The organism is Bradyrhizobium sp., from assembly GCF_035484855.1.
GTDB lineage: Bacteria > Pseudomonadota > Alphaproteobacteria > Rhizobiales > Xanthobacteraceae > Bradyrhizobium.
Genome location: NZ_DATHOP010000109.1, coordinates 110,395 through 122,308, shown reverse-complemented (window position 1 = coordinate 122,308; position 11,914 = coordinate 110,395). Strand labels below are relative to the sequence as shown.

Annotated in this window: 13 protein-coding genes; 7 read left to right on the top strand and 6 right to left on the bottom strand. The window is 63.1% G+C overall.

All coding sequences use genetic code 11. The features are described from left to right. Both VK804_RS13200 and VK804_RS13195 read left to right on the top strand, forming a co-directional pair. The coding region (locus tag VK804_RS13200; RefSeq protein WP_325371256.1) for an NAD(P)/FAD-dependent oxidoreductase at window positions 1-1,087 on the top strand (1,087 nt) is incomplete at its 5' end. A gap of 79 nt (window positions 1,088-1,166) precedes the next feature. Then, window positions 1,167-2,135, top strand: coding sequence for a peptidyl-alpha-hydroxyglycine alpha-amidating lyase family protein (locus tag VK804_RS13195; protein ID WP_325371255.1), 969 nt, complete (start codon window positions 1,167-1,169; stop codon window positions 2,133-2,135). Window positions 2,136-2,265: 130 nt separating this feature from the next. On the opposite strand, the gene VK804_RS13190 is transcribed toward VK804_RS13195, so the two are convergent. Next, a complete protein-coding gene (locus tag VK804_RS13190; protein ID WP_325371254.1) occupies window positions 2,266-3,243 on the bottom strand; it encodes a Bug family tripartite tricarboxylate transporter substrate binding protein in 978 nt (325 codons plus the stop codon). An 83-nt stretch (window positions 3,244-3,326) separates the two neighbouring features. Next, window positions 3,327-5,087, bottom strand: a complete 1,761-nt coding sequence (locus VK804_RS13185) for a chloride channel protein (RefSeq protein ID WP_325371253.1) — start codon at window positions 5,085-5,087, stop codon at window positions 3,327-3,329. Window positions 5,088-5,276: 189 nt separating this feature from the next. Between VK804_RS13185 and VK804_RS13180 the strand changes: the two genes are divergently transcribed. Both VK804_RS13180 and VK804_RS13175 read left to right on the top strand, forming a co-directional pair. Further along, complete coding sequence (locus tag VK804_RS13180) at window positions 5,277-5,834, top strand: HNH endonuclease (protein ID WP_325371252.1); 558 nt, start codon at window positions 5,277-5,279, stop codon at window positions 5,832-5,834. A 108-nt stretch (window positions 5,835-5,942) separates the two neighbouring features. Then, a complete protein-coding gene (locus tag VK804_RS13175) occupies window positions 5,943-7,388 on the top strand; it encodes an FAD-binding oxidoreductase (protein WP_325371251.1) in 1,446 nt (481 codons plus the stop codon). Window positions 7,389-7,480: 92 nt separating this feature from the next. Here the strand turns inward: VK804_RS13175 and VK804_RS13170 are convergent, their stop codons facing one another. The 4 genes from VK804_RS13170 to VK804_RS13155 all read right to left on the bottom strand — a co-directional run bounded on the left by VK804_RS13170 (window position 7,481) and on the right by VK804_RS13155 (window position 9,096). Next, a complete protein-coding gene (locus tag VK804_RS13170) occupies window positions 7,481-7,870 on the bottom strand; it encodes a hypothetical protein (protein WP_325371250.1) in 390 nt (129 codons plus the stop codon). Continuing rightward, complete coding sequence (locus tag VK804_RS13165) at window positions 7,867-8,037, bottom strand: hypothetical protein (RefSeq protein ID WP_325371249.1); 171 nt, start codon at window positions 8,035-8,037, stop codon at window positions 7,867-7,869. Before VK804_RS13165 ends, VK804_RS13170 begins: the two co-directional genes overlap by 4 nt. Window positions 8,038-8,179: 142 nt before the next feature. After that, a complete protein-coding gene (locus VK804_RS13160) occupies window positions 8,180-8,602 on the bottom strand; it encodes a DUF1810 domain-containing protein (RefSeq protein WP_325371248.1) in 423 nt (140 codons plus the stop codon). Next, window positions 8,599-9,096 (bottom strand): NUDIX domain-containing protein, encoded by a 498-nt coding sequence (locus tag VK804_RS13155; RefSeq protein WP_325371247.1) that lies wholly within the window; start codon window positions 9,094-9,096, stop codon window positions 8,599-8,601. The genes VK804_RS13160 and VK804_RS13155 overlap by 4 nt, the downstream gene beginning before the upstream one ends. 103 nt (window positions 9,097-9,199) lie before the next feature. On the opposite strand from VK804_RS13155, the gene greA reads away from it, so the two are divergent. The 3 genes from greA (at window position 9,200) to VK804_RS13140 (ending at window position 11,791) form a co-directional block, all read left to right on the top strand. After that, window positions 9,200-9,664: a transcription elongation factor GreA gene (greA, locus tag VK804_RS13150; RefSeq protein ID WP_325371246.1), complete on the top strand. Its 465-nt coding sequence runs from the start codon at window positions 9,200-9,202 to the stop codon at window positions 9,662-9,664. A 138-nt stretch (window positions 9,665-9,802) separates the two neighbouring features. Continuing rightward, window positions 9,803-11,392: a tyrosinase family protein gene (locus tag VK804_RS13145; RefSeq protein ID WP_325371245.1), complete on the top strand. Its 1,590-nt coding sequence runs from the start codon at window positions 9,803-9,805 to the stop codon at window positions 11,390-11,392. Window positions 11,393-11,542: 150 nt separating this feature from the next. After that, the gene (locus VK804_RS13140) at window positions 11,543-11,791 is read left to right on the top strand and encodes a MoaF-related domain-containing protein (protein ID WP_414642773.1); all 249 of its coding nucleotides are present in this window, start codon (window positions 11,543-11,545) and stop codon (window positions 11,789-11,791) included. The last annotated feature ends 123 nt before the right edge of the window (window positions 11,792-11,914 follow it).

The window sequence follows — 11,914 nt, the reverse complement described above, 5'->3', positions numbered from 1 at the left end:
TATGCCGTTTCCACCGAATTGGCCGGTTTATATTCCGAAGGACAAGCTTGCCAACTGGTTCGAGGCTTATGTCGAGAGCCTGGAGCTGAATTTCTGGACCGGCACCGAGTTCGTCAGCGGCGGCTACGACGAAGCTGAAGGCCGCTGGTCGGTCGTGCTGCGGCGGGCCGACGGCTCGGAACGCGCCATGCGTCCGCGCCATCTGGTCATCGCGACCGGCGTCAGCGGCATTGCGAACATGCCGGAAATTGCCGGCCTGCAAAACTTCGCCGGGACGCTGGTGCATTCCAGCCGCTATGACGACGGCGAGAACTGGAAGGGCAAAAAGGCCATCGTGATCGGTACCGGCAACAGCGGTCACGATATCGCGCAGGACCTTTATTCGAGCGGCGCCGCCGTCACGCTGGTGCAGCGCAGCCCTACCTTGATCACCAATATCGAACCATCGGCGCAGCTCGCCTATGCCACCTACAATGAGGGCACGCTGGAAGATAACGACCTGATCGCGACGTCGATGCCGGTGACGCTGGCGAGGAAAACCCACGTCCTGCTGACCGAGCAATCGAAGAATCTCGACAAGGCATTGCTCGACCGGCTTTCCCGGGTCGGTTTCAAACTCGATTTCGGCGACGGCAATACCGGCTGGCAGTTCAAATATTTGACCCGCGGCGGCGGTTATTATTTCAATGTCGGCTGCTCCGACCTCGTCGCCGACGGCAGAATCGCGCTGCGGCAGTTCGACGACATCGCCGCGTTCACCGCCTGCGGCGCAAAAATGAAGAATGGCGAGACGATTTCGGCCGACCTGATCGTGCTCGCCACCGGCTACAAGCCCTGGGAACATCTGGTCCGCCGGCTGTTCGGCGACGAGATCACCGAGCGTGTCGGCCCGATCTGGGGATTCGGCGACGGGCAGGAACTGCGCAACATGTACGCGCGCACGCCGCAACCCGGTCTCTGGTTCATCGCCGGCAGCCTGGCGCAATGCCGGATCAATTCGAAATATCTGGCGCTGCAGATCAAGGCGATCGAAGTGGGGTTGCTGCCAAGGGGCGCGCGCGCAAATGTTGCCGCAGCGCCGACGTAATTCGAATTATCGTCATTCCGGGGCGATGCGAAGCATCGAACCCGGAATGACCAGATGAACATTTGGGGAAGAATCACACATGAAAAACATTCTCGGCTCGGGCGAGCATCGCTACCGCGTTGTCGAAAACTGGGCGAAGCTGCCCGACGGGTGGAATCTCACCGACGTCGCCTCGGTGGCCGTCGATAGCAAGGATCGCATTTACGTCTTCAACCGCGGCGCCCATCCGATGGTGGTGCTCGACCGCGACGGCAATTTCCTCAGGAGTTGGGGCGAGGGGCTGTTTTCCCGCGCGCACGGACTGCATATCGATGCCGACGACAATCTCTATTGCACCGATGATGGCGACCACTCCGTGCGCAAATGCACCACCGACGGCAAGGTGCTCTTGACCATCGGCATTCCCAACAAGCCGGCGCCGTACATGAGCGGCGAGCCGTTTCATCGCTGCACCCATACCGCGCTGTCGCCGAAGGGCGAGATCTACGTCTCCGACGGCTACGGCAACGCCTGCGTGCACAAATACAGCCCCGACGGCAAGCTGATGAAGACCTGGGGCGAGTCCGGCACCGATCCCGGCCAGTTCAACATCGTCCACAACATCGCAACCGACGCCGACGGATGGGTCTATGTCGCCGACCGCGAGAACCACCGCGTCCAGGTGTTCGACGGCAACGGCAAATACGAAACGCAGTGGAACAATCTGCACCGGCCCTGCGCGCTGCATTGCTGCGGCGGCAGAGAGCCGAATTTCATCATCGGCGAGCTCGGTCCGGGCATGCCGGTCAACCGCAAGGCGCCGAATCTGGGGCCGCGGCTCACCATCGTCGACTCAAAAGGTAAGCGCATCGCGCGGCTCGGCGGCGAGAACGGCCCCGGGCTCGAGACCGGCAAATTCCTGGCGCCCCACGGCATTGCGCTGGATTCCAAAGGCGACATCTATGTCGGCGAGGTCGGCGTCACCAACTGGAAGACCAGCTTTGCGGATACCCCGATGCCGGACGAGGTCAAGGCCGCGCGCTGCCTACAGAAGCTGGAGAAGGTTTGAGTAGATCGTCATTGCGAGGAGCAAAAGCGACGAAGCAATCCAGCTTTCCGCTTGCCGTGTAATGGATTGCTTCGCTGGCGCTCGCAATGACGAATTGAGCGATGAGCATTCCAACCAGGCGCGCCGCGCGTCACTCGCCCTTGAGGCCGGACGCCTTGATGATGGGCCACCAGCGGTCCATCTCGGTCTTCTGGAACGCGCGCAGCGCTTCCGGTGATTGCTGGTCGAGCGGCGTGATCTGGATGCCGAGCTCCGCGAAACGATCCCGCACCTGGGGATGGGCGAGCAGCTGCGACATGGTGGCGTTCAACCTGGCGATGATGTCCTTCGACGTCCCCTTCGGCACCCACAATCCGTACCAGAGCGAGGCAAAGAAGCCTGGCAATCCCGCCTCGTCCGCGGTCGGAATATTCGGCGACGAGGGCAGCCGCTTCTCGCCCGTGATCGCGAATGGCTTGAGGCTGCCGGCTGCGACCAGCGACTTGAAATTCGAGGCCGGCTCCATCATGAAATCGATCTGTCCCGCCAGCAGATCCTGCATCGCCGGCCCGTTGCCGCGATAGGGCACGAACTGGAATTTCGTGCCCGTGACCTTCTGGAACGAAATCCCGGCGAGCTGACCGGTGGCGCCGACGCCGGCGATGCCGACCGAGGCCTTGTCGGGATTGGCCTTGAGCCAGGCGATCAGCCCTTTCAAATCGTCGGCCGGAAAACTCTTCTTGCCGACGATCAGAAGCGGTTCGCTGCCGATCAGGATCACCGGCTCGAGATCCTTCAACAGATCGAAGGACAGCGCGTAGAGCCCGCCGGTCAGCATGTGCGTGGTCGAGGTGCCGATCGAAAGCGTGTAGCCGTCGGGTGCTGCGCGCACCGCACGGCCGACGCCGATCGAGCCGGCGGCGCCGCCGATGTTTTCGATGATGATCGGCTGGCCCAGGATCGGCCGCATCTGTTCGCCGAGATAGCGGGCGAGCGTATCGGTCGCACCTCCCGCGGGGAACGGCACGATCATCGTGATGGGATGCGTCGGATAATCCTGCGCGGCGGCGAGCCCGGTCGTTCCGAGGGCAAAAAGCGCCGCGACCAGCGTTGTCAGCCATTTTCGCATCTGGTTTCCCCCCGTCATCATGCCCATGCAACACATGTTCGTCGCCGCTATCCAGCGCATTTTTTGCCGTTCCGGCACGTCGACTAGATATCGCCCACCGCCTCACGCCGCCGCTGCTCGGATTCTTCCGCATAGCGCCGCATCGCGTGCGCCTCGGTGAGAACACCGATCGGCCGGTGTGCGCCGTCGGTATCGACCACGGCCAGCGATTCCGCTTCGGCGGCGTCGAACACCGCGATCGCTTCCTGGATGTTCATGCCGGGATGCAGCACCACATCGCGGTAATGCAACAGCCCGATCAGGCCGTTCGGCGCTTCGACATCCGGCGCATGCGCGTCCGCCACCAGCGCCAGCCCGACATAGCGGCCGCTGCCGTCGACCGCAATCACCTGGTTCTTCGATCCCAGCGGAAACTTTTCGCGGAATTGCTCCAGGCCGATGCTGGCGTTGACGGTGGCGACGTCCTGCCGCATCAGGCTGCGCACCGTGAGGTCGCGGATCCAGCCGATATCGGCGGCGCTGCGGATGGTCTCGCCGCGCAAATGCAGCCGCCAGGTCGCAAAGGAGTAGCCGAACAGTTCGCGGGTGATCTGGGTCGAGATGATGACCGCGACCAGCACGGCGGTGGTGAGCCAGAGATTGCCGGTCGATTCCAGCGCGATGAACGACATCGTCAAGGGTCCGCCGATCACCGAGGCCGACAGCGCGCTCATGCCGATGATCGCATAGACGTTGGGGTTGAGGTTGAGTTCCGGCCAGATCGCGTCGAAGCCGCCGGCGAACAAATGGCCGCCGATCGCGCCCATGAACAGGGTGGCGAAGAACAATCCGCCGCGAAAGCCCGAACCCAGCGAGAGCACCGAGGCGAGTGCTTTCAGGAGGAAGATGGTCGCAAGCACCGAAAGCGGGATCGAGACAAATCCGGCAAAGTGCAGCGCGCCATGTCCCGACGACATCACCTGCGGCGTGATCAGCGCTAGCAGGCCGACGGCGAGGCCGCCGAGTGCCGGGCGCAGCGGCGGCCACAGCCGGGTTTTTGCCAGCAGCGCCTCGCACAGCGCCACGCCGCGCATGATGGCGATGCCGAACAGCGCCGCCAGGATCCCGAGCAGCGCCGCCACCACGAGGTCGCGTCCCAGCACGTCGCCGACCGGGCCGACGCCAACACCGAGCGACAGCACCGTAAATCCATGCGCGACGAAATAGCCGGCCACCGCGGCTACTCCAACCGGCGTCAGGCTGGCCGGCGTATAGCCCCCGATCACCAGTTCGAACGCATAGAAGGCGCCGGCGAGCGGCGCGCCGAACGCGCCGGCGATCGCGGCCGCAGCACCACAGCCCACCATGATGCGCTGATCGACGCGGCGCAGATGAAAGCCGCGGCCGAGCGAGGCGGCAATGCCGCTGGCAAGCTGCGTGTAACCGGCTTCCAGCCCGACCGACGCGCCGACGCCGCTCGACCACACCGTCTGCGACGCCACGATGACGCTGCCGCGAAACGACATCCGGCCGCCATGCAGCGCGTTGGCCTCGATCGGATCGATTTCGCGGGCCGGCCGAAAACGCTGCAGCACCAGGAACGCAAACCCCAGCAGCAGACCGCCGAGGCTCGGCACCAGGAGCGCCCGCAGCGGCTCGACGCTGTATTGGCTCGAGAGCCGTTCCCCGTTTTCAACGTTGAAGAGCAGCACGTGCATCAACTCGACCGCGGCGCTCATTGCGGCCACCACCAGTCCGCCGATGACGCCGACCAGCGCCGCGAGCACGACCAGGCTGGTTTCATGGGCGCGAACGAATGCCCGCAACCGGCGCGGCGCCTCAAGATAACGCGAGGTGGTAACCATAATGCCCCAAATCCGTATGCGGCCGAAATGTGTCGCCCCGCCTCGTTTAGCGGGGTTCGCGGCAATCAGGCAAGGCGCAGCTGGGCGGCGGCGGATAAGGCCACCAACGCTCTTCACAATCCCGTCACGCTGCATGTAGTATGTCAACTCACGCTGCTTCGCAGCTTATATGGGGGCCAGGAGCGTTACTTGAACGCACATGTCTCGCAAGGCGGTTGGCCGGTTTTGGTGCTGAATGCGGATTTCCGGCCGCTCAGTTATTATCCGCTGTCGCTCTGGTCGTGGCAGGACGCGATCAAGGCGGTGTTTCTCGATCGCGTCAACATCGTCGAACATTACGACCGCGCGGTGCGCAGCCCTTCCTTCGAGATCCAGCTGCCGAGCGTGGTTTCGCTGAAGTCCTTCGTCAGGCCCAGCACGCATCCCGCCTTCACCCGGTTCAACGTATTCCTGCGCGACCGCTTCGTCTGCCAGTACTGTTCGGCCAATGACGACCTCACCTTCGATCACATCATCCCGCGCAGCAAGGGCGGCCAGACCACCTGGGAAAACGTGGTCGCGGCGTGCTCGCCGTGCAACCTGCGCAAGGGCAATTTGACGCCGCAGCAGGCGCGGATGTTTCCGAGACAATTCCCTTTCGCGCCGACGGTGCACCAGCTGCACCGTAACGGCAGACTGTTCCCGCCGAACTATCTGCACGACAGCTGGCTGGATTATTTATACTGGGATACGGAGCTCGATCCGTAGGCATTCGCACAAGCCGCGCCTTCGCCGATCCGGTCACCGGGCAGTCGCTACCATCCCTTCGCCGCCCGGCTCATGCCACACTCGTTTCGTCGAAGAGGCGAAGGCCACATGCAATCGAGAAGAACATTCCTGCGCGCCGCGGCGGCGGCGGTCGTCCTGCCATTCTCGGGCGGTTCGCGGGCGCGGGCGGCGCAACGAACCATCCTGAACGATGCGAGCCGGCTCAGTCCGACGCCGGTCGCGAAACATGTGACGATCTCGAAGCCTCCCCTCAACGATCTGATCGAGCGCGTTCGCGCTGAACTGAAGGAAGCCGCCGCGGCAAAGCGTCCGGTCGCGGCCTCGGTGGCGCGACACTCGATGGGAGGCCAAAGCCTGCCGCGCGACGGAACCGCCATCACGCTCGACGGCGGTCCGCTGGAGATGGACACCGCCGCGAAGACCTATCGCACAGCGGCGGGAAACCGCTGGTCGGACGTGATCCGCGCACTCGACCCGAAGGGTTTTTCCCCGGCGGTGATGCAGTCCAACAGCGATTTCGGTGTGGGAAGCACGTTTTGCGTCAACGCTCATGGCTGGCCGGTTCCGCACGGCCCGTTCGGCTCCACCGTGAAAGCGATCCGCATGGTGCTGGCGGACGGAACGCTGATCCAATGCTCGCGCAGCGAGAACGCCGAGTTGTTTGGGCTCGCGATGGGCGGCTACGGACTATTCGGCATCATCGTCGAGCTCGACGTCGAGATGACGCCGAACCTGTTGCTGGAGCCAAAATTCGAGCGGCTGCCGCCGGAGCGTTTCGCCGAGCAATTCGTCCGCACCATCGATATGGATCGCGCGCTGGCGATGGCCTATGGCCGCATGGCGGTATCGCGAAGGAATTTCTTCGGCGACGCGCTGATGGTGACGTACCGGCCGGTGGCCGACCAGCCGGCGGCGCTGCCGGCGGCGACAAGTTCGGGAAAATTGACCGGATTTCAAAACGACATCTATCGCGCGCAGACCGGATTTGAAGTCGCCAAGCGTCTGCGATGGTTCATGGAGGCGCGGCTCGGACCGACCATTACCGGCGCCCGCGCGACGCGCAATTCGCTGATGGCCGAACCCGTCGGCAATCTCGCGCAGACCGATATGCGCCGGACCGACATCCTGCACGAATATTTCGTCGCGCCGGAAAAGTTCGGCGAATTCGTCTCAGCCTGCCGGGACATCATCCCGAAGTCGCGGGCCGAATTCCTGAACGTAACCTTGCGCTATGTCGCCGAAGACAAGACGCCCATGCTGTCGATCGCGCCAGTGCGCCGGATCGCCGCCGTCATGTCGTTTTCCCAGGAGGTCACGCCGGAGGGCGAGATCGACATGATGCAGACCACCGAGGCGCTGATCGACCGAGTGACCGCGATCGGCGGGGCATTTTATCTGCCCTATCGTCTGCACGCCCGTCGCGATCAGGTGGAAAAGGCCTATCCGGGGGCGCCGGCCTTCGTCGCCGCCAAGCATCACTACGATCCGAACCTGCTGTTCCGGAACGCGATGTGGGAGGCTTATTTCGCATGACGGGCGGATTGGCGCTTGCTGTCGCCTGCGGTCCGCCGGAATACTGACTGGAAGGGGGGCCGCAGCAAGCCGGTCGGCCTGCCCGCCTGCAACTACATTCTCGGGCGCGAAAGCGCGTCCTTGCTGACGAACAGCAGGCGCCGTCGAAAGGCCGTTGGGCTCTCGGCGACCAGCACCCCCTTCAGAGACTGAAGGCCGCCGGCAAAGAACGGTTCGTGAAGTCCGTTACCGTGGGTCTCGCTCCAGTCGGGTATCTGTAATCCGTATACTCGCGCAAGATGCTCTGCGACTGCAGCGATATAGGCGTCATGCACGGCATCGATGGCGTCCGGTTGCGCCTCGATCGCCTGCTGACGTGAGTTGGGGTTGACGTAAAATGAATCGAGAAATTCCCGCAACGAGGGATCGAACTTCTGCTCGCCGGCCTTGACGCGGCGGACCACCTCTACCAGCGTTCCTGGCTTCCTGCTGAACAGGCTCATGGCGCGCTCGACGAAGCAGGAGTGTCATTGTTGTTCAAAGTGAGCGGGAGGGCCGATCCGCCGTAAATCACGATTTCGACGGTGCGGCCGGCCGAAAAAGCCCTATGGCCGAGCTCGGCCAATGCATATTCCAGAGTTTCTCGGTCGAAGCTCTTTTCGTCGCTCATGGTCTCTTCCACGACCCAGAGATACGCTTTTAACATGAAAGCCGCCAGCTGACTGGGCTTCAAAAGTGAGGTTCACAGAGGGAGTGTCCTATCGCCAGGTTGGAACATGGAATTCGGGACCCCATAGAGGCGGCGCGTCAGTCTAGCCGTCCAATCGTTGCAGCGTCTTGCGGTCCGGCGTGCCGCGATAGAATTTCTCGATCGCCGCGGCGAATTCCGGCTCCATTGACACCGCGCCGAACAGCGTCATCGACGATTGGAATTTCAGGTCGTCGGGACTGCCGAGGATTTTCCGGATGGTTCGGCCCTCCACCGCGTTGACGAGTGCCGTGCATTCGGCAAGCCTCGGTCCCAGCACCGCATGTTCGAGATAGGCCACGGCCTCGTCGCGCGAGCCAATCGCGTAACGCTGCGCCATCGGGCTATGCCCGAGACCGGCCAGTTGGGGAAAGATGAACCACATCCAGTGGCTTTGCTTCTCGCCCTGCCGCAATTCGGCAAGGACGCGCGGGTAGACCGGCGCCTGCGCATCGACAAAGCGCTTGAGATCAAAGGCGTCGGTCACGGCACGGGCCCCGCGCCTGATCGGCCCACAAGTTCGGCGAGCCTGTCGAGCAGCGGCCGCTGGCCTTCGAGGATCTTGACGTGCGCGGCGGCCAGATCAAACCACCCGGCGCGGTCGACCTCGGGAAAGGCCTGCATCTTGCCGCTTCCGGGCGGCCACTCGATTTCGAAGCTGTTGCTCTTGATGGCCTGCACATCGACATCGCCTTCGACCGCGAATGCAACGACCCGCTTGCGGCCGCGCTGCCGGATCTCGCCGAGCGGTTGCAGCGGACGCGTCAGCACGGCGCCCGTCTCCTCCATGAATTCCCGGCGGGCGGCATCCTCGGCGTCCTCGCGCCCATCGATTTCGCCTTTCGGGATCGACCAGGCCCCCTCGTCCTTGCGGCGCCAGTAGGGACCTCCCGGATGCACCAGAAGAACCTGCAGTTGCGAATTGGCGCTTCGGTACATCAGGATACCCGCGCTCGAGGCCGGTCGGTGCGTTGAATTCAATTGACCTTCTTCTCCCGCCGCCCCCTCGGCTTCGCCGCCAACGAAAGGAACGGAACCACGCCATGATTGTTCCTTTCCATGGCAACTCAATGGACCGCGACCGATGAGCAGAGCTTTCGTCAAGGATCAGGACGCCGATTCCTCCGAGGAACTGCCGGAGCGGCCGGTCTCGGCACACCCGAACGATGTTACCGAGGCCGGGCTGGCGCGGATCGAACGGGCCCTCGCAGCGGCGAGCGAAGCCTACGCCAGGGCGCAGGCCGCGGCCGATCGTCCAGCGCTGGCCGCCACAGGTCGGGACCTTCGCTATTGGACGGCGCGGCGCGCGACGGCCCGCGTGGTCCCCAACCCGGTAGACCCTTCCGAGGTGCGGTTTGGCACCTCGGTGACGATCCTGCGCGACGACGGCAGGGAGCAGACGTTCCGGATCGTCGGCGAGGACGAAGCCGATCCGGCCCAGGGCTCGATCTCGCATGTGTCGCCGCTGGCGCGGGCGATGTTCGGAAAACGCGTCGGCGATGTCGTTGCCGCCGGCACCGGCGAAGCCGAAATCATCCGCATCCGGTGACCCGTCCCGCTGAAGGGCGCCGCGCCGCTCCCGACCCCCTTCATCGAGGGAATTTTTTCATGTGACACTTTATCAACTTGAGGTTGCCTTGGCGCGCATGTAGAAATTTCGGCGGTGATCCAAAAGCGAGGAGCCGTCATGAGCGCAGCCGCCAAACCCAGAGTCCGCCGGTCGATCCTGGATATCCAGAACGACTACGACAACGGCAAAAAGAAAGAGCTCGAAGACCTGATGCGGGCCTGGAAGGGCATCAAGGAACTGCCGCCCACCGATCCAAATTCCTTTTTCATGATCGGCGGATATCACGGCGAGCCGTTTCGCGGCGCGGGCTGGGGCAACTCGTCCTACTGGGGCGGCTACTGCAATCATGGCAACGTTCTGTTTCCGACCTGGCATCGGGCCTATCTGATGCGGCTCGAAGAAGCGCTGCGCAGCATTCCGGGCTGCGGGGACGTCACGCTGCCGTTCTGGGATGAGTGCAGTCCCGATTCGGTCGCCAAGGGAATTCCGTCCGCACTGACGCAGAAGGATTTTTCGCTCGACGGCCAGACCATCGCCAATCCGCTGCGCTCGTTCGTCTTCACGCACGGGATTACCGATAATCTCAGTCCGTTTCCCGACACGGACTACAGTAAACCGCAAGGGTACGAGACGGTGCGCTATCCGTTGTCGGGACTGGTCGGCCCGGGGGATATCGCGGCCACCAAGGCGCACAACGCGAAATACCCCGATTACGATACCAACGTGAAGCTGTTGAACGACAACATCGTCGCGTGGCTGAACACGGATATCGTGGTCAACGGGCAGCGGGTCGGCGGCAAGGTGAAGGACCGCTATGCCTCCTGTCTCGACGCGCCGAATTACACGGTGTTCTCCAACACCACTTCCGCGGCTGCGTGGTTCGACGACACCAATGCCCGCGTCGTGCCGCTTGAAAGCCCCCATAACAGCATCCATCTGGCGGTCGGCGGATTCGACCTCGCCAACGTCTTCGACGCTTCCCCGATCGATGGGGCGAATGGCGACATGGGCGAAAACGATACCGCGGGCCTCGATCCGATCTTCTTCTTTCACCATTGCTTCGTCGATCGCGTGTTCTGGCTCTGGCAGAAGAAGCATGGCTTCACCGACCGGCTCGAAATCATTCCGGAATATCCCGGCACCAATTCCGTCGACAGTCAGGGGCCGACGCCGGGTACCGCGCCCAATTCCTGGCTGACGCTGGCCTCGCCGCTCGATCCCTTCAGAAAAAAGGAGGCAGGCAAGGAGCGCCCGTTCACGTCGCTGGACTGCGTGAATATCGAAACCCAGCTTGGCTACTGCTACGGCCCCGGTTCGCTCGAAGGGCCGCAACCGCTTGCCGCAGCAGCGCCAGCGGCGGGGAGCGAAAGGACGATCAGCGTCCGTGGCGTCAACCGCGCCCGGATTCGCGGCTCGTTCCTGATCTCGGTATTCGCCAATGTCGGCGGCAAGCGGCAGCACGTCGGGACGGAAGCCATTTTGAGCCGCTGGCACGTCGAAGGCTGCGCGAATTGCCAAACCCATCTGGAAGCGCGGGCCACCGTCGGCCTGCAGACGCTTGGCGCCATGGCAACAAGCGTCGGACAGGACCAGGTCGAGGTCGAAATCCGCACCCGCGACGGCCTGCTCGGTCAACCTGCCAGTCTGGCCGCCCTGGCCAGGACCGCGCCCGAGAAACGGCCGCTATTCACGGTGAACGTGAAATAGGCCGGGCGGTCGCCCGGCTTGAAGCGCGTAGTCACGAACCGCTGCGAAGGAGTTCACGATGCCAGAAAGATTTCCTGCCGTTGGTCACTGCTATCTGGTCGATTTCAAGGGTAGTTTCGGGTCCAGCTCGATTTTCATTCCGAGACGTCGCTGACCTATACCGGCGTCAAACCGGACGGCACGCTCGACAACGCCAATTCGGAAACCGTGACCATCAACGTCGAGCCGATCAGGGATCAGCTCTTCCTGGTCACATGGAAGGAGGCGGAAGGCGACACCGTGGTGCATCTGGAGGACTACAAGAACAACACGATCATCACGAATATCACCGAGCCCGGACCTGACCTGACCCATCCGAGCTTTTCCAGGTTTCATGGAACGATGAAACAGACGGGGTAGCCATCGTCGGCTCGTCGTTTATGTCCTGCGTCACAATCTGTTTGGTCGGTCTCGAAGGACTTTCGCGAAGGTCGTTTGCGACATAAGATCAGCCCTGGTTCGCGTGCCGCTGTTCCCTGCCGG